The organism is Erythrobacter sp. RANMB8 (assembly GCF_056848235.1).
Window position 1 is genome coordinate 192,108 of the sequence record NZ_JBREHG010000001.1, and the last position, 17,297, is coordinate 209,404.

General features: G+C 67.8%; 13 protein-coding genes. 1 reads left to right on the top strand and 12 read right to left on the bottom strand.

Annotated features, from left to right (window positions below):
* Positions 1 to 24: 24 nt before the first annotated feature.
* The 4 genes from ACU0AG_RS01035 to ACU0AG_RS01050 all read right to left on the bottom strand — a co-directional run bounded on the left by ACU0AG_RS01035 (position 25) and on the right by ACU0AG_RS01050 (position 8,904).
* Positions 25 to 4,245 (bottom strand): translocation/assembly module TamB domain-containing protein, encoded by a 4,221-nt coding sequence (locus ACU0AG_RS01035; protein ID WP_482780397.1) that lies wholly within the window; start codon positions 4,243 to 4,245, stop codon positions 25 to 27.
* Positions 4,245 to 6,518, bottom strand: a complete 2,274-nt coding sequence (locus ACU0AG_RS01040) for an autotransporter assembly complex protein TamA (protein WP_482780398.1) — start codon at positions 6,516 to 6,518, stop codon at positions 4,245 to 4,247. The genes ACU0AG_RS01035 and ACU0AG_RS01040 overlap by 1 nt, the downstream gene beginning before the upstream one ends.
* Positions 6,487 to 7,332, bottom strand: a complete 846-nt coding sequence (locus ACU0AG_RS01045) for an arginyltransferase (RefSeq protein WP_482780399.1) — start codon at positions 7,330 to 7,332, stop codon at positions 6,487 to 6,489. The genes ACU0AG_RS01040 and ACU0AG_RS01045 overlap by 32 nt, the downstream gene beginning before the upstream one ends.
* 309 nt (positions 7,333 to 7,641) lie before the next feature.
* Positions 7,642 to 8,904, bottom strand: a complete 1,263-nt coding sequence (locus ACU0AG_RS01050) for a threonine ammonia-lyase (protein WP_482780400.1) — start codon at positions 8,902 to 8,904, stop codon at positions 7,642 to 7,644.
* A 139-nt stretch (positions 8,905 to 9,043) separates the two neighbouring features.
* On the opposite strand from ACU0AG_RS01050, the gene ACU0AG_RS01055 reads away from it, so the two are divergent.
* Positions 9,044 to 10,699 (top strand): amidohydrolase, encoded by a 1,656-nt coding sequence (locus tag ACU0AG_RS01055; protein WP_482780401.1) that lies wholly within the window; start codon positions 9,044 to 9,046, stop codon positions 10,697 to 10,699.
* Between the two features lie 16 nt (positions 10,700 to 10,715).
* On the opposite strand, the gene tatC is transcribed toward ACU0AG_RS01055, so the two are convergent.
* From tatC to argS, 8 genes are all read right to left on the bottom strand, one after another.
* Positions 10,716 to 11,510: a twin-arginine translocase subunit TatC gene (gene tatC, locus ACU0AG_RS01060; protein ID WP_482780402.1), complete on the bottom strand. Its 795-nt coding sequence runs from the start codon at positions 11,508 to 11,510 to the stop codon at positions 10,716 to 10,718.
* Complete coding sequence (gene tatB, locus ACU0AG_RS01065; protein WP_482780403.1) at positions 11,497 to 11,850, bottom strand: Sec-independent protein translocase protein TatB; 354 nt, start codon at positions 11,848 to 11,850, stop codon at positions 11,497 to 11,499. The genes tatC and tatB overlap by 14 nt, the downstream gene beginning before the upstream one ends.
* A gap of 36 nt (positions 11,851 to 11,886) precedes the next feature.
* Positions 11,887 to 12,126, bottom strand: coding sequence for a twin-arginine translocase TatA/TatE family subunit (tatA, locus tag ACU0AG_RS01070; protein WP_482780404.1), 240 nt, complete (start codon positions 12,124 to 12,126; stop codon positions 11,887 to 11,889).
* A gap of 77 nt (positions 12,127 to 12,203) precedes the next feature.
* Positions 12,204 to 12,848, bottom strand: a complete 645-nt coding sequence (gene scpB, locus ACU0AG_RS01075; RefSeq protein ID WP_482780405.1) for an SMC-Scp complex subunit ScpB — start codon at positions 12,846 to 12,848, stop codon at positions 12,204 to 12,206.
* A complete protein-coding gene (locus ACU0AG_RS01080; RefSeq protein WP_482780780.1) occupies positions 12,845 to 13,624 on the bottom strand; it encodes a segregation and condensation protein A in 780 nt (259 codons plus the stop codon). The genes scpB and ACU0AG_RS01080 overlap by 4 nt, the downstream gene beginning before the upstream one ends.
* Before the next feature lie 38 nt (positions 13,625 to 13,662).
* Complete coding sequence (gene nagZ, locus ACU0AG_RS01085) at positions 13,663 to 14,697, bottom strand: beta-N-acetylhexosaminidase (RefSeq protein ID WP_482780406.1); 1,035 nt, start codon at positions 14,695 to 14,697, stop codon at positions 13,663 to 13,665.
* Between the two features lie 82 nt (positions 14,698 to 14,779).
* Positions 14,780 to 15,490 carry an SPOR domain-containing protein gene (locus ACU0AG_RS01090; protein WP_482780407.1) on the bottom strand — a complete coding sequence of 237 codons (711 nt, stop codon included), beginning with the start codon at positions 15,488 to 15,490 and terminating at the stop codon, positions 14,780 to 14,782.
* Between the two features lie 21 nt (positions 15,491 to 15,511).
* Positions 15,512 to 17,260 (bottom strand): arginine--tRNA ligase, encoded by a 1,749-nt coding sequence (gene argS, locus ACU0AG_RS01095; protein ID WP_482780408.1) that lies wholly within the window; start codon positions 17,258 to 17,260, stop codon positions 15,512 to 15,514.
* Positions 17,261 to 17,297 lie beyond the last annotated feature (37 nt).

Here is a 17,297-nt window from a genome sequence, read left to right on the forward strand (position 1 = left end):
CCAAATGGCTTGCGCAAAGAAGCGTCAATAATCCCGGCTGACCTCGGCCAGCACGCTGTCTCGCCCGATGGTCGATACCGTGCCGAGCAGCGATAGCCAGCCGGTGATGCGGTATTCGACCTGCGTGGCGCTGTAACCGCGCCCGTCGGTCACCAGTTCGACATAGATCTTGCGGGTGATGTTCTTGCCGATGGCAATGCCGGTGCCGCGCCCGATCAGCGGGTCGGCGCTGATGATCCGCAGCTGATCGAGCCCGATCGAGCGGCGCAGTTCGCCGATCGGATCAAGCCCCCCGCCCCCGCCCTGCAAGGCCGCCAGCGCGGCTGCCAGCTGCACCGCATCGGTGGCCGACAGCGACGTCACAGATCCGCCGAACAGCAGCCGCGAGAGGATCTCCTCCTCCGGCAGTGCCGGGTCCGACGAGAAGGCAATCGCGGGCGACTGCGCATTGCCGGTGATCGCGATATCGACATTGGTGCCGTTGCGCGCCGTCTCGGCCAGAATGTCGAGCCGCGGGTCGATCGGCTCGCTGGCGTCGAACAGGATGCGCCCGCGGGTCAGTTCGAACCGCGTGCCGGCAAAGGTGTAATCGCCCCGCACCAACCGCGCCGTGCCGCCGATGCGCGGATCATTGACCGTGCCGCGCAAGGCGATGTCGATGCCCCATTCGCTGTCCAGCCCCATGCCCTCCACCGCCACGCGATTGGGCGCGGTGGCATTGACGAGGTAGCGCCACGCCGTGTCGCGGGCAGAGACCTGCGTGCGGCCACGGGCGGTCTCGCCGTTGATCTCGCGGGTGGCGATCTGCGGCAGGGCGAGGTCTTCTGCCGCGATCCCCAGCGCCCAGCGCGCCCGGTCCACCGTCACCCGCCCGGCAATCGTGCCGCCCATCCCGTTCGAGACAATCCGCAAGGGTCCGGTGATCGTCGCCTCCAGCCCGTTGGCATCGAGGATCCGCGCATCCTTCACCGCTGCCCGCAGATCGAGGCCCGGCCCGCGGGTCCCGCTCATCCCGCCAAGGTCGATGGTGCCGCTGCCCGACACCGTGCCGCCGCCCGGCGTTGCCCCGGCAAAGCGCGTCAGTTCGAGCCGCGATCCGGCAAACCGCCCGCGCGCGCTGATATTGTCGATCCGCGTGCCGGTGAGCGCGCTGGCAAGCCCCAGCTTGTCGCTCGCCACAGTGCCGGCAATGCGCGGCGCGGCGAGCGTGCCGGTGGCGCGGGCGGCAATGGCGACGGGGCCGGTGAGATCGAACGCCTCGATGGCGGCAAGCCGCCACAGCGTCTCCGCCGCACCGTCAAACGCCAGCCGCGCATCCAGCCGCCCGCGCATCAGCCGGTCGGCGAGCGCACCGTCTTCGGCCAGACCGGTGATCCGCAGCATCACATCGCCGCGCCGCGCATCGCCCTCGAGCAGGCGTCCGGCGGCCTTCAGCCCCTCTGCCGAAAGCTCGACCACACCCAGCACGTTGATCGGCTTTGACGACAGCACCAGTCCGGCGCGGCTGAAACGGTCGATCCGCACGCGGGCCGTAGCCGAAGGCGCGGCGCGGCCCTGCTGGCGATAGTCGATGGTGCCCGACAGACGCCCGCCAAGGCCAAGGTCTGCCCCCGCCAGATCGAGCACCCGCAAAGGCATCCGCGCCAGCTTGGCCGAAAGCACCGTCTCGCCCCCGCCCAAAGCGCCCTCGGCAATGGCATAGCCGCCGGCAAAGCCCACCTGCGTCGGGGCCAGCCGCCAGCCGCCATCCTCCTCGGCGGTCAGCACGGCGCGGCGCGGCATGGTGATCTCGGCCCCGGCATATTGCCCGCGCGCCACCGCCGCGATCCGGCCCGGCGCGACATCGGCATCGAAATTGAGCGCGAAGCGGTCGGCCCGCCGCCCCGCTATCGCCCCGTTGACCTTGCCGCGCCCGTCATCGATCGCCGCCTTGGCGGTCAGATTGGCGATGCTGAGGCCGCCATATTCGAAGCCGCTGGCGCTGATATCGGCATCGACCCGCGTCCGGCCATCGGCATAGCGCCCCGTGGCGGCGATATCGGCGCGGGTCAGGGTGATCGGGGTCGCTCCGCCAAAGCTGGCATTGCGGGCCGCCAGATCGACCGCAAAGCCGGTCGCCCCGCTGCCTTGCGGCTGGACATTCACTGTCCCGTCGATCCCGCCGCCCGCCAGCCGCAAATCGCCCGAAACCCCCGCCTCGCCCAGCACCACCGTGCCGGTGACATTGGTGCGATCAACCGTCAGCCGGTCAATCGCGATCCGGGTGGGCGCATTCTGGGGCAGAACCAGTTGCAGCGCGCCTTCGAACGGGCCGAGCAGCGATCCCCCCGCGACATCCAGACCGAACCCTTCGGTGGCCGGTGCCAGTGCCACCCGCACATCCTTCAGGCCCGCCGCCGGATAGGGATCGGCCAGCACCAGCACCGCACGCGGGCCGTCGGCGGCGAGTTCGGCATCGATGGTGAAGGGGCCATATTGCGCCTGCCGCCCGCTTCCGGCCAGCGATGTGCGGGTGCCGCCGGTGCCGGGCACCACCTTGCTATCCAGCCGCGCATCGAGCCGCGCCGACGAGATCACCGTATCGCGCAGCACAATCGGCTGCCCTGCCCCCATGCCGAGCGCGCCGTTGAAGCGGATCTGTTCGCCCGCAAGATTGACGATGGTGGCATTGCCGATCCGGCCCAACACCCCTGCAAGATTGGCGCGCAGGCTCCACGGCACGGCGGGGCCGAACTTGGCGAGGATCTTGGCCGTTGCCGTCACCTCTCCGGCCCCGTCGACCGCAAGGCGGCTGGCGGTGACCGGCCCGGCCAGCGCATAGGCCCCCGCGCCGATATCGCCGCGCAGCGCCAGCGTTGCGGCAAGGCCGGGGAAGGTCACCTGCGCCCGGTCCGCCGCGAGCCGCTGGCGGGCAAAATCATAGGTCAGCAGGCCGGTGAGACGGCCCTTCACCAGCCTTGGATCGGCCAGCGCAAGACCGGTCGTCACCCGCTCGGCCGTGACCGCCATCGGCAGCGACAGCACCGCGCCATCGAAACGGCCCGCGCCTTCCTGCACCAGTGCGCCCGCTTCCACCCCGTTGCTCGCCAGCCGCGCCACATCGATGCGGTGGCGGATCGCCAGATCGTCAAACGCCCCGCTGACATTGGCGGCAATCTTTGCGCCCTCCAGACGCAAGCCCGGCCCGAACAGGTCGGGATCGCGCAGGGTCAGCATCACGCGGGCGCCGTCCACCGCCTTGTCGGCCAGATCGACCACCCCGCCGCTGCGCCAGTCGAGCGCGCCCGTCACCACCGCCGCCCGCCCTTCGGCCACGCTGTCCTCAAGCGTGAAGCTGGCCGCAATCGCGGTCTTTTCGCCCAGCGCCCGCCCGGCAAGGCTCCCCTTGCCGAGCCCGGCGCGCAGATTTCCGAGCACGCCGTAGGTGCCCGCATCATTGCTGATCCTGAAGGCTGCCACCGGCGGGGCATCGGCACCGATCCGCCGCGCCACGCCGCTCCCGCGCCAGCGCGTCCAGGTGCCGTCGCCCGCAATCCTCGCAGTGTAGCCCGCGCTGAACCCTGCCAGCCCCGCCAGCACGCCGCCGGCAGGCGCGCGGTAATCGGCTTCCAGATCGAAGCGGTCGCCATCGGGCTCGGCATCGAGCAGCAGCGCGATCCGGTCCTGCGCGCCCAGCCGCGCCGTGGCATCGACCAGCGCGCGGCCCTGCCGGATATCGACCTTGGCCAACAGACTGGCGCGTTCGTCCTGCGCGGTGGCTACGCCCTTGGCGATCACCAGATTCTCCACCGCCAGCCGGTCGACCCGGATATCGAAATCGGGCAGCAGGGGCGCATCGGGATCGCCCGGCAAGAGTTCAGGCAGGCGGGTCAGCCGGCCGCGCCTTGCGGTGATCTCGCGGATATCGAGCCCGCTCCAGAGCCAGCTGAGCGGTCGCCAGTCGAGCTCGACTTCGGGGATGGTCAGGAACACGCCCCTGGGATCGCTTACCTCGACCGCGCGCAAAGTCGCCTTGCGGTAGATATCGCCCTCGATCCGGCCAACCTTGAAGCGCAGGCCCGATGCAGGCGCCACCGCAGCAATCTGGTCGGCAACCACGCGCTTGCCGATGGGGGTGGCAAGGAAGCCTGCAACCAGCACCAGCGGAGCCAGCAGCAAGGCCAGCGCCCAGCCCAGCCGCTTGCCCCAGCGGCGTCGGCGGGTGGCGGCATCGGGCGCGGCGGGAGAAACGGGCGCAGTGTCCATCAGAACGCCTGCCCGAGACTGACATAGACCACCACCGGGCTATCGAAGGCGGTGGGGTTGATCGGGGTTGCCACATCGACGCGGATGGGGCCGAAGGTGGTCTTGTAGCGGATGCCGACGCCTGCGCCCCAGCGGATATCGGCAAAATCCGGCGTCGATCCGCGCCCGACCGAGCCCGCATCGATAAACGGCACCACCTCCACCGCGCCGCCCATCAGCGGGGTTTCCACCCGCGCCTCCAGCGCGAATTCGACCAGCGAGGCCCCGCCTTCCGGATTGCCGACCGCATCGCGCGGGCCGACACCCTGAAAGCCGTAACCGCGCACCGATGCCCCGCCGCCGCCATAAAGCCTGCGCGAAGGGGCGATATCCGCCGCCGAAGCCCCCTGGATCGTCGCTGCCCTCAGCCTGCCCGCCAGCACAGTCGAACCGAACGACTGGTAGTAGCTCGCATCCGCCTGCGAGCGCAGGTAAAAGGTCTCTGCCCCCTGCGTGCGCGAGACTTCGGGCGCCATGAACAGCGTGGCGCGATAGCCCTGCGTGGGATCAAGCAGATCGTCGCTCTCATCCAGCGTGAGGCTGCCGAACAGCCCGCCGATGAGGAAGGCCTGACGCGGCACCGGCCCGCCGGGAGCAATGCGGACATTGCGATTGCGTTCGTCGGTGTAGAGCAGCTCGGCGCCGGTCTGCCAGCTGATCGGCTTCTGGAACAGGATGTTCGACACCTTCTCGAAGGTGGCGCGCAGGCCGAACCCGCGGGAATCGACCGCCTGCGTGGTAATGTCGCTGGCAAACAGATCGACATTGAGCACCTGATCGCGGCCGCGGAAATTGTTGCGCCGCACGCCCACGCTCGCCAGCGCCTCGCGGGTGCCGAGGATGCCGCGCAGCCGCAGCGCGCCTTCGGGCGGGAACAGGTTGCGATGTTCCCAGCGGGTTTCGAGCTTGAACCCGTCTTCCGTGCCGTAACCGATGGCGCCCGCAATGGTGCGCAGCGGCGCGCGTTCGAAGGCGACATCCATCGCCACCTCGCCCGGCTGGCCACCCTGGGGCGCACGGGTTTCGCGCGGGGTGACCGTGACGCTGGACACCAGCCCGGTGGCAATGATCGCACGGCGCAGATCGGTTTCGAGGCTTTGCCGGAAGATGTCGCCCTGATCGAAACGGGCAATGCGGGCGAGGTGCCGGCCGGACAGGAAGCGCGGATCGCTGCTGACGACCTCGCCGAACACATACTGGCCTCCGGGCTGCACATCGAGCGTCAGGTCGCCCTCGGCCCGCGCATGGTCGATCAGCAGTTCCGGATCGCCCAGCGCTGCGAAGGGATAGCCGCTTTCGCCCAGCGCCACGCGCAGTTCGATCTCGCGCTCGACGATGCGGTCGGCATAGAGCGGATCGCCCGGCTTGGTGCCGAAGGCGGCGATCAGGCGGCTGGCGTCAGGCTCAGGCAGATCGGGCAGCGCGCCCAGACCGATCCGTCCAAAGCGGTAGCGCGTGCCGGGGATGATATCGAACCGCACGCTGGGTTCTGCGGCAGCGTCGGACGTATCGCCATCATCGTCGTCCCGCGCCCGGCGCCCGCCCGAAAGCTGGCGCACCACATCGCCGCTGTAATAGCCATAGGTGCGCAGGATATCGCCGAGCAGCGCCTCGTCCGCCCGCGCCCGCGCTGCCACCTGCGGCGCGGATTCGCCCGCCTCGTCGAGCGCCCGCAGCGATGACAGCTCCCTGAAGCGGGCAACGAATTCCTCCTTTTCGGGGAAGGCGTCCGCAGCCACGGGCAAGGCCAGAACCAGCGCCGTGCCGACCTTCGTTTCGGCCAGTTCGGGCAGGTCTGCCAGCACCGGCGCTTCGATCGCAGCCAGCGCTTCCAGTTCGGGATCGGGCGGCAGGCGTTCGGGAATGTCGAGCGCGAAACCGGCGAAAAACGGATCGGAATCAATCGCCAGAGCGGGATCGGGGGCGAACAGACCAGGCTCTGCACCGGCATCGACGTCGGCAGGGGCCGGGGCCGGATCCGCGACACCCTGCCGCGCCCATTCCTCGGGATTGGCGACCGCTTCAGCCGGAATCAGTTCGTCGAGCGACTGCGGCACGGGCGCAGGGTCGGGCGCGGCATCGTCGGCAGGCGGTGCGTCCTGCACCGTCGCATCGGCCAGCACCTGCGCCGCCACCGGCGAGGCTCCCGGCAAACCCAATCCTGCGGCAATGGCGAGACCGAGCGTCAGAATGCGGCGCGGTTCAGCTTCCCGGAAACTTGACAGGCTGGCCATCCTTGCCCCGGGCGCCGGCCAGCGCCTTGTCCTGCGGCTGGCGCGGCGCGGTGGCCGCGGCGATCAGCCGGTGCTGTTCCTGCGGGTCCATCGCCTGCCAGCCTTCGCGGGTCAGCCGTTCGAGCGGGCGATAGCGCACCTTGTATTGCATCCGCGCACTGCCTTCGACCCAATAGCCGAGATAGACATAGGGCAGGCCTTCCTCGGCGGCGCGGCGGATGTGATCGAGGATGATGTAATTGCCCAGCCCCACGCGGCCCGCGCTGTCGGGTTCGTAGAAGGAATAGATCATCGACAACCCGTCACCCTGCCGGTCGGTCAGGCAGGCGCCGACCAGTCGGCCGGGACGTCCGCCGACGCCGGGTTCGCGATATTCGGTCACCACGCTGTTAACCGGCGTGTGTTCGATCATGTCGGCGTAATCGAGTTCGTCCATCGCCGACATCCCGCCATCGGGGTGCCGCGCGCCAAGATAGCGTGAGAGCAGCGCGAATTGTTCGTCGGTCGCCCACGGACGGCATTCGGTGACAACCAGATCGCCGTTGCGCTTCAGATCGCGCTTTTGCGTGCCCGAAGGCTGGAACTGGCCCGCCACCACCCGCACCGAGACACAGGCCTGACAATCGAGGCAGGACGGGCGATAGGCGACGGTCTGGCTGCGGCGGAACCCGATGCGGCCCAGCGCTTCGTTCAGCTGGTCGGCGTGCGGGCCCTTCAGTTCGGTGAACACCTTGCGTTCGCTGCGGCCCGGCAGATAGGGGCACGGCGCGGGGCTGGTCACGAAAAACCGGGGGAAGCGGATCGGTGCCGTCACGGGTGGGGCCTGTCCTTTTGCGCGCCTGAAGAAGCCGATGAATCGCGGGTGCGAAGCGTTAAGAAAATCTTATGCCTGCACTGGTGCGCCGGTAAAAGTCCCTTAACCATGAATTCTCGCGAATTATGCGCAAGGGAGCACGGCCTGCCGCACAAACGGCAGGCGCGCTGGCGCAAAGCGGGACGTTATACCAGCGCGCTAAGATGCTGACGCATCACGCGCTGGAAATGCTCAGACGCCGCACAGGCTTAACCAGAGGGCGATGAGACAAGCTCATCGCCCTCTGCCATTAGCGATAAGGTTGTGCGGTCAGCCCAGCTCGACCAGCTGCACCGTGTAGCCCTTGGCGCGCAGGCCCTCGACCAGCCGCTCGACCTGCTCGGCATCGCGGGCCTCGCATTCGATATCGGTGATCAGGCCCTTGGCCGGCAACGTGGTGAAAATGCGCTGGTGATAGATTTCGATGATGTTGACGTTGTGTTCGTCGAACAGGCGCATCACCTTGAACAGCGCGCCGGGGCGATCCTGCAAGGTGATCCGCAGGCGCGCCAGCCGGCCTTGCCGCGCCAGATCGCGCAGCAGCACGTTGGCGAGCAGGCGGGTGTCGATATTGCCGCCGCACAGCGCAAGGCCGATGCTCTTGCCCTTGAACCGCTTGGGGCTGCCCAGCACCGCCGCCAGCCCCGCCGCGCCCGCGCCTTCGACCACGGTCTTCTCGATCTGGAGCAGCAACGCCACCGCCTTCTCCAGCGCGGGTTCATCGACCAGCAGGATGTCGTCCACCTTCTCGGCGATCACCTTGGCGGTAAAATCGCCCGGAACCTTGACCGCGATGCCTTCTGCGAGGGTATCCCCGCCGCACGGCAGGCTACCGCCCTTGATCCGGTCGAACATCGAAGGGAACAGGCCCGCCTGCACACCGACGACTTCGATATCCGGATTGAGCGCCTTGGCCACGGTCGCCATGCCCGAAATCAGCCCGCCCCCGCCGATCGGGGTGACGATGCAATCGAGATCGGGCTTCACCTCCAGCATCTCGAGCGCGACGGTGCCCGCGCCGGCGGCGACATCGGGATCGTCGAAGGGGTGAACGAAGGTCAGCCCCAGCTCGATTTCCAGCTTGCGGGCATGGGCATAGGCTTCATCGAAAGTCTCGCCCTCCAGCACCACCTTGCCGCCGACGCTTTCGGTCTGCATCACCTTCACCGTGGGCGTGGTGCGCGGCATGACGATGGTGACCGGCACGCCGAGCCGCGTCCCGTGATAGCTCAAGCCCTGCGAATGGTTGCCGGCCGACGCCGCAATCACGCCGCGGCTGCGCTGTTCATCATTCAGCAGCAGCAGCGCGTTCAGCGCCCCGCGTTCCTTGTAGGCGGCGGTGAACTGGAGGTTTTCGAACTTCAGCCAGATATCCGCGCCGGTAATCTCCGACAGGGTGATCGAATGCATCATCGGGGTCTTGACCACCGCGCCTGCAATCCGCGCAGCAGCGGCGCGGACCGTGTCGAGGGTGAGATCGGCCGGGGTGGCGGCGGCGCCCTTGGGGCTGGGGGTTGCGACGTGCGATGCCATAATGCGGCGGCGGATAGAGCCTTGACGCCGTAAGGGCAATTTCTTTGCGCGCCGATTTCCTGCGCAGCGCCGATTGGCAAGCGCGCGGCAAGGCGATAGTCACCGCGCAACTTCCGATTTCCCCTCACCAAGGATGATCATGCTGCGCACCCTTTCGACTGCCCTTGCCGCTGCCTCGCTGCTGGCGCTGGCCGCCCCTGCCCTTGCCGATACGCTGATCGACAATGTCGATGGCGTGACGATCGACGAAAACGGCAAGGTCAAACGCTTCACCGGTCTGGTGGTGGGCGATGACGGCAAGGTCGCGGCGGTGCTCGAACGCGGGGACAAGCGTCCGCAGACCGATTTCCGGCTGGATGGCGAAGGGCAGGTGATGCTGCCGGGCATGATCGATGCCCATGTGCACGTGATGGACATCGGCTTTGCCGCGCTGACGCTCGATCTGTCGGACACCACCTCGCTTGAGGACGCGCTGGCGAAGATCAAGACCTTTGCCGAGGAAAATCCGGGCCGTCCGTGGATTCTGGGGCGCGGGTGGAATCAGGAAAAGTGGGGGCTGGGCCGCTTCCCGACCGCCGCCGAACTCGATGCCATCGTGCCCGATCGTCCGGTGTGGCTGGAACGCGCTGACAATCACGCCAACTGGGGCAACACCCTTGCCATCACCACCGCAGGCGTGACCGCCAAGACGCCGGACCCTGCGGGCGGCAAGATCATCCGCGATGCCAAGGGCGCGCCCGCCGGCGTGTTCGTGGACAATGCGGTGCAGCTGGTGGGCAAGGTTGTCCCCCCGCCCCGCCCCGAAGACCGCGATCTGGCCTTCAGCAAGGCGCAGGACGTGCTGCTGGCCAAGGGCGTGACAGCGGTGGCCGACATGGGCACCGAAATGGCCGACTGGGGCACCTTCCGCCGCGCCGGCGATGCCGGTCGGCTGACGATCCGCATCATGGCCTATGCCGATTCGTTCGAAACGCTGGAAGTCGTCGCCGGGCCGGAACCTTCGGGCTGGCTGTATGACGACCGCCTGCGGATGGGCGGGATCAAGCTCTATCTCGACGGCGCGCTGGGTTCGCGCGGGGCGGTGCTGAAGGCGCCCTATCACGACGATCCGGGCGCCAAGGGCCTGCCGCTGCTGACCCCGGCGCAGCTGCGCAACCTGATGAGCCGCGCCGCGATGGACAATTTCCAGACCGCCGTGCACGCCATCGGCGATGCCGCCAATGCCGAGGTGCTGGCCGCGATCGGCGAGCTTTCGGAAAGCTACAAGGGCGACCGGCGCTGGCGGATCGAGCACACCCAGATCGTCGATCCGGCCGATCTGCCGCTGCTGGGCCAGCACGGCATCATCGCCTCGATGCAACCGCTCCACCAGACGTCAGACCGGCTGATGGCCGAAGCGCGGCTGGGGCCGGACCGGCTGGACGGCGCCTATCCCTGGCGCAGCGTGATGACAGTGGGCGGCAGGCTCGCCTTCGGGTCGGACGCGCCGGTGGAGCCGGCCGATCCCTGGGCCGGGATCGCCGCCGCTGTCAGCCGCACCGATGCCAGCGGGCAGCCGTTCGGCGGGTGGTTTCCGGAAGAAACCGTCAGCCGCGAAGCCGCGCTGGCAGGCTTCACCTCGGACGCGGCCTTTGCCGGTTTTGCCGAGGGGCGCTTTGGCCGGCTGATCCCCGGCGAGCGCGCCGATTTCCTGCTGGTCGACCGCGACCCGCTGCTCGCCTCGCCCGACGAAATCCGCGCAACGCAGGTGAAGCAGGTGTGGATCGGCGGGGTAAAGGTAAGGGACGCGCAGTAGAGCGCTGCGAGGCTGCCTACTGCGCCGCTTCTTCCGCCGCGCGTGCGGCCTTGTCGGCCTCGACCGCCTTTTCCTGCAGGCGCATCAGCAGCAATGATGCCTCGAACAGCAGCAGCAACGGGATCGCAAGGATGATCTGCGATCCCGGATCGGGCGGCGTCACCACGGCGGCCAGCGCAAAAATCGCCACGATCACGTAACGCCGAGCGCCTGCCATCTGCGCACGCGTGATGATCCCTGCGCGGTGCAGCAGAAGCAGCAGCACCGGCAGCAGGAAGGTCATCCCGAAGGCGAGGATGAACTGCATCACCAGCCCCAGATATTCGCCCGCGCTCGGCAAGGCCTGCACCTGCAAGCCGCCCGCTTCCCCGCCATAGCCGAGGAAGAACACGAAAGCGGTCGGCATCACCACGAAATAGGCCAGCGCCGCCCCGCTCAGGAACAGCACGGGCGTGGCCAGCAGAAACGGCAGGAACGCCTTCTTTTCGCGGGCATAAAGTCCCGGCGCGACAAACGCCCACAGCTGGTTGGCGATCACCGGAAAGCTGACCATGAAGCCTGCAAACAGCGCGACCTTCAGCTCGACAAAGAACACCTCGGGCAGTTTGGTGAAGATCAGCTGCCCCTCGCCATCGGGAAAGGCCTGTTTCAGCGGCCAAACCAGAAAGCCGAGGATGTCGTCCGCGAAATAGAGGCACACGCCAAACCCCACCGCCAGCGCCAGCAGGGCGCGGATGATGCGGGTGCGCAGTTCGATCAGGTGATCGAGCAGCGGGGCGCGGGTTTCGTCGAGGTCGTCAACCTTGAACATTGTCGCTGCCCTTGGGGGGAGTTTCGGCGGGTGCGGCTTCGTCAGCGGCAGGGGGCGGCCCTGTCATCACTGCGGGCGCTTCGGCGGCGGCCTCATCGGTCAGCGCGGCGGAACGGCGCATGATTTCCTCGTTCTGCGCCTTCCACTTCTTTTCCATTTCCTCCAGCTCGGCCTCGCGCACCATGGTGTCGATCCCGCTGCGGAAATGGGCGGAAATGCGCCGCATCTTGCCGATCCAGCGGCCCGCCACGCGCATGGCAAGCGGCAGGTCTTTCGGCCCGATCACCACGACCGCGACGATGATGATGACCAGCAGTTCTGCGGCGCCGATATCGAACATTCTGGGTGCGGCCGCGCCGCCTCCTTCAGGCGCGGATCAGGCGCCGGTGCTGTCGGTCTTGTCGGCCGGCGCGGGGGTTTCCGCAGGCGCGGGGCCGGCAGCGGGCGGCTCGATCCGGGGCTTGGGCGCGGCAGGCTCGTCCGCTTCGTTCATGCCCTTCTTGAAGCTGGAGATGCCCTTGCCGAAATCGCCCATCATCTCCGAAATGCGCCCGCGCCCGAACAGCACAAGCACGACCAGTGCGACGATGAGGATTTGCCAGATACCGATATTCATGGGCGAGACTCGCGATAGGGGTGTGCGGGCTATATAGGGGCCTTGGCGCAAGGATGCCACCCGGCTGACACAGGGCATCAACGTGCGGTGTCTTCGTCCCCTTCGGCATCGCTGTCATCGGCGTCGTCTTGCCCGTCAGGCTCGAAATTCATCGCGGCCTCCATCGCCTCGTCGACCGGATCGAGCAGGCCTGCGGCGCGCAATTCGTCGATGCCGGGCAGATCGCGGCGGCTGGCGAGGCCGAAATGGTCGAGGAATTCGGGCGTGGTGGCATAGATCACCGGACGGCCCGGCACCTCGCGCCGCCCCGCCAGCCTGATCCAGCCCGCCTCCAGCAGCACATCGAGCGTCCCCGCGCTGGTCTGCACGCCGCGGATCGATTCGATTTCGGCACGGCTGACAGGTTCGTGATAGGCGATGATCGCCAGCACTTCGGTGGCGGCGCGGCTCAACCGGCGCACCTGCTCCTTCTCTCGGCGCAGCAGGTGCGCAAGATCGGGCGCGGTTTCGAAATGCCAGCGCTTGCCGCGTTCGACCAGATGCACCCCGCGCAGCGCATAGGCGGCAGACAGCGCCTCCAGCGCCCCGGCCACGTCGGCCGGTTCCAGCCCGCCGAGATGGGCGGCCAGCGCCTCGATGCTCATCGGCTCCTCGGCGGCGAACAGCGTCGCTTCGACCGCCCGTTCGAGCGTACCAGGTTCATCCTTCGCCGCTTCGCTCACGCAGCAACCTCGGCCTTGAGGCGGCGGATGCGCAGCGGAGCGAAGGCGCCATCCTGCTCCAGTTCGGCCCGCCCGCGCTTGGCCAGTTCAAGCGCCGCGACGAAGCTTGATGCGAGCGCCGAACGCTTCAGTTCGGGCGAGGCGTGGGGCGGCAGGAAATCGCGGATTTCCATCCATTCCAGCGTCACGCCAAGCATCGCCGAAACCCGCTCCAGCGCCGAATCGAGCGTCATCACCGGGCGGTTTGCCACATGATAGATGCGCGGGGCGGTGCGCGCCTTGACCTGTCCATAGGCCTGGATGAGGCTGAACATGTCGCTGCGCCACACGGTCTTGCGGTCGGTGCGCAGCCCTTCGGGGGCGCCGCGCAGGAACACATCGCGTCCGATCCGGTCGCGCCCCATCAACCGCGCCGCCGCCTCGCGCATCGCGCCCAGCCGTTGCAGCCGCAGTTGCAGGCGCAGGGCGAGTTCCTCTGGCGAGGGGTCTTCCTGCTCGGCCTTGGGCAGCAGCATCGCCGATTTAAGGTAAGCCAGCCACGCCGCCATCACCAGATAATCGGCGGCCAGTTCCAGCTTCAGCGCGCCCGCACACTCGATATAGGTGAGATACTGATCCACCAGCGCGAGGATCGAAATCTGCCGCAGGTCGACCTTCTGCCGCCGCGCCAGATCGAGCAGCAGGTCGAGCGGCCCTTCCCAGCCATCGAGTTCGAGATAGAGCGCATCCGCATCGGGCTTGCGCGGCTGCACCAGCGCCGCCTCTGCGGGGTTCATCTCGGCATCGGGGAACATGAAGGGCGCGTCGGTGCCGGTCATGCCGGAACCCCTTGGCGCGGGCCGGCCAGCGCCAGCAGCGCATCGCGCTTGGCCAGCAATTCAGCCTGTTCGGCAGCCATGGCAGGGGCAATGCGGGTGCCTGCCAGCGCCCGGTCGAGCCGTGCGGCGGTGGCATCGGGCATGGCAGGCAGCACATCGCAGATGCCCTGCATATCGTCCATCTTCGCCCAGCAATTGAGGATGATGTCGCACCCCGCCGCATGGGCACGGGCGGCGCGTTCGGGGATCGATCCGCCGAGCGCTTCCATGTCGATGTCGTCGGTCAAAAGCAGGCCGTCAAAGCCGATCTGGCCGCGGATCACGTCGCGGATCACGGTTTCCGAGAGGGTGGCAGGGTTTTCTGCATCCCATGCGGTGAACACCAGATGCCCGGTCATCCCGATCAGCGCGTGACCAAGCGTGCGGAAGGGGGCAAGATCGGCCTCCAGCTCCTGCGCCGAAGCGGTGACCGTGGGCAGCGCCTTGTGGGTATCGACGTCCGTCCGCCCGTGACCGGGCATGTGCTTGACGCAGCCGGTCACGCCGCCCGCCGCCAACCCTTCGAGCGTGGCGCGGCCGAGTGCTGCCACCTGCACCGGATCGCTGCCGAAAGCGCGGTCGCCGATCACATCATGCGCGCCGGGAACCCGCAGATCGAGCGGGGGATGGTAATCGACCGTGATCCCCATAGACGACAGCTCCAGCGCCATCGCGGTGGCATTGGCCCGCGCCGCCTCGATCGCGCTGGCCGGAGCAATCTGGTAGAGCGCATCGAAGGCCGCCCCGCTGGGGTATGGCGACCACAGCGGCGGGCGCAGCCGCGCCACCCGTCCGCCTTCCTGATCAATCGACACCAGCAAGTGCTCGCGCCCGTGGATAGATCGCAGGTCATCGGTCAGCGCGCGCAATTGCTGCGGATCGATGCAGTTGCGCCCGAACAGGATGTAGCCCGCCGGATCGGCATCGCGGAAAAAGGCGCGCTCGTCTGCGGTCAGCTGCGGGCCGCCAAGGCCGAAGATTGCGGGAATCATGCCGACAAATTCGCACTCTGGCGAGGGTCTAGCAAGGGCAAGGGGTCGTCTGGAGCGGGGAAAAGCCGCCCCGGCGCTTGCCTTACTTGATCTGGCAATCCAGCCCGTCACCCTTGAGCGCGGCGCACAGGCGTTCGGCCTCGGCGCGGCTGCCGGTGACGGCCTGCAGGCGATAGACCGTGCCGATATCGACCTTGCCCTCGACGATCCGGTATTTCACGCCCGCCAGCTTGTCGGTGCGGCGCGTGATGTCGCTCCACCCCTGTTCGGCGCGGGCGCGGGTGCCATAGGCGGCCAGCTGCACGCCGACGCCCGAAAGATCGGCAGCGGGAGCGGGAGCGGTGGCGGTTGCAGGGGTTGCAGCGGCAGGCGCCGGCTTGGCTGCGGGCAGCGGGGTTGCGGCAGGTGCGGGCGCTTCGGCCACCACCGCCGGGCGCGAACCGCCCTCGCCCACCACGGGCGCGACGTTGCCGGTGCCGGCAAATTCCTTGCCGCCGGGGTCTTCGGGGCGTTCCTTGATCGGGCCTGCGGGCGCTTCGATCACGCTGCCATCGGCCACGGCTTCGGGACCGGCGGCCTTGTTGGTGATGTACCACACCCCGCCCACGAAGGCGGCAAGCAGCGCCAGCAGGCCGAGGCCGAAACCGATGAACTGCGCAACATCGAAACCGCCCGCGTCCTCGTCGTCCTCGTCGGCTTCGAGCCAGGGCAGGCTGTCGGTGCTGGCCAGATCAAGCTCGTCACCCAGCTCGCCGGCACCGTCGTCCAGTTCCTCGTATTCGGCATCGATCATCGCGAACCCCCTGCGGGCAAATCACATCGTTTCGACAGCCTCGACGCCCAGCACGGCGAGACCGTTGCGGATCACTTGCCCGATTGCCGCCCCGAGGAAAAGCCTTGCCGCTGTCAGCTGCGCATCCTGTTCCACGATGAACCGCTTTTCGGGCCGGTCATTACCGAGGTTCCAGTAGGAATGGAGGTCTGCCGCCAGATCATAGAGATAGAAGGCGATCCGGTGCGGTTCGCGCGCGCGGGCCGCGGCCTCGATCTCGCGCGGGAACTGCGCGGCGCGGGCGACCAGCGCCAGCTCTTCGGTGCCGAGCCGGTCAAGCGCGGCATCGGACGGGGCGATCCCCGCCTCCGCCGCCTTGCGCAGCGTCGAACGGATCCGGGCGTGGGCGTATTGCACGTAGAACACCGGATTGTCCTTCGAGGCTTCGACCACCTTGTCGAAATCGAAATCCATCTGCGCATCGGGCTTGCGGGTGAGCATGGTGAAGCGCACCACATCCTTGCCCACCATCTCGACCACATCCGCCAGCGTGACGAAATTGCCCGCGCGCTTGGACATCTTGAACGGCTGCCCGCCCTTCATCAGCTGCACCATCTGGACCAGCTTGACTTCGAAAGGCTTGGGGGCAGCGCCATCCGCGCTAGTGAGCGCAGCGACCGCGGCCTTGATCCGCTTGACCGTCCCCGCATGGTCCGCACCCCAGATATCGACCAGCGCATCGGCGGATTGCGCCTTCTGGAAGTGGTAGGCGAGGTCGGCGCCGAAATAGGTCCATGCCCCGTTCGACTTCTTGATCGGGCGGTCCTGATCGTCGCCGAACTTGGTCGAGCGGAACAGCGGGAGCGAGACCGGCTCCCAGTCTTCCGGCGGGGCCTTGCCCTTGGGTGCTTCGAGCACGCCGTCGTAAACCAGATCATGGTCGCGCAGCCACTGCTCGGCGGCATCGACCTTGCCCGACGCCTGCAATTCCGCCTCGGAGGAGAACAGGTCGTGGGCAATGCCCAGCGTCGCGAGATCGGCGCGGATCATGTCCATCATCGCGGCAACGGCGCGGGTGCGGAACGTGATCAGCCAGTCCGCCTCGGGCGCGGCGGCATAGCGGTCGCCGAATTCGGCGGCGAGCGCCTGACCCACGGGAACGAGGTAATCGCCGGGATAAAGCCCCTCGGGGATAGTGATTTCTTGCCCCAGCGCCTCAAGGTAACGCATGTGCACCGAACGCGCGAGCACATCGACCTGCGCGCCGGCATCGTTGACGTAGTATTCCTTGATGACCTTGTGGCCCGCAAACTCCAGCAGGCCCGCGAGCGCATCGCCCACCACCGCGCCGCGGCAATGGCCCATGTGCATCGGGCCGGTGGGGTTGGCCGAGACATATTCGACATTGACGGTCGCGCCGCCGCCCATGCCCGAACGCCCGTAATCGCCGCCCAGCTGCGCAATCGCGGCAAGTTCCTCAAGCCACGCGACAGGCGCGAGCCGCAGGTTGATGAAGCCCGGCCCGGCAATGTCGGCGTTGGTGATCGCCGGATGCTGGCCGAGCTTTGCCGTGATGGCCTCGGCCAGCGCACGCGGGTTCATCCCCGCCCCCTTGGCCAGCACCATCGCGGCGTTGGTGGCAAGATCGCCGTGCGAGGGATCGCGCGGCGGTTCGAGCGTGACATTGGCGAAGGAGGTGCCCGCAGGCAGCACGCCTTCGGCGACCAGTCCGGTCAGCACGGTTTCGATCAGCGCAGTGTAGGCGGCGTAAAGGGTCTTGGGTGCGGTCATGGTTGTCTCGTGCGATCAGCGCGATTGTGCGCGCTTG

Excerpts from the sequence above, each read along its gene's own strand:
- tatB (WP_482780403.1), bottom strand. The coding sequence starts at position 11,850 with ATGTTCGATATCGGCGCCGCAGAACTGCTGGTCATCATCATCGTCGCG.
- ACU0AG_RS01050 (WP_482780400.1), bottom strand. The coding sequence starts at position 8,904 with ATGGCATCGCACGTCGCAACCCCCAGCCCCAAGGGCGCCGCCGCCACC.
- nagZ (WP_482780406.1), bottom strand. The coding sequence starts at position 14,697 with ATGATTCCCGCAATCTTCGGCCTTGGCGGCCCGCAGCTGACCGCAGAC.
- tatC (WP_482780402.1), bottom strand. The coding sequence starts at position 11,510 with ATGTTCAAGGTTGACGACCTCGACGAAACCCGCGCCCCGCTGCTCGAT.
- ACU0AG_RS01035 (WP_482780397.1), bottom strand. The coding sequence starts at position 4,245 with ATGGACACTGCGCCCGTTTCTCCCGCCGCGCCCGATGCCGCCACCCGC.
- ACU0AG_RS01090 (WP_482780407.1), bottom strand. The coding sequence starts at position 15,490 with ATGATCGATGCCGAATACGAGGAACTGGACGACGGTGCCGGCGAGCTG.
- tatA (WP_482780404.1), bottom strand. The coding sequence starts at position 12,126 with ATGAATATCGGTATCTGGCAAATCCTCATCGTCGCACTGGTCGTGCTT.
- ACU0AG_RS01040 (WP_482780398.1), bottom strand. The coding sequence starts at position 6,518 with ATGGCCAGCCTGTCAAGTTTCCGGGAAGCTGAACCGCGCCGCATTCTG.
- argS (WP_482780408.1), bottom strand. The coding sequence starts at position 17,260 with ATGACCGCACCCAAGACCCTTTACGCCGCCTACACTGCGCTGATCGAA.
- ACU0AG_RS01055 (WP_482780401.1), top strand. The coding sequence starts at position 9,044 with ATGCTGCGCACCCTTTCGACTGCCCTTGCCGCTGCCTCGCTGCTGGCG.
- ACU0AG_RS01080 (WP_482780780.1), bottom strand. The coding sequence starts at position 13,624 with ATGAACCCCGCAGAGGCGGCGCTGGTGCAGCCGCGCAAGCCCGATGCG.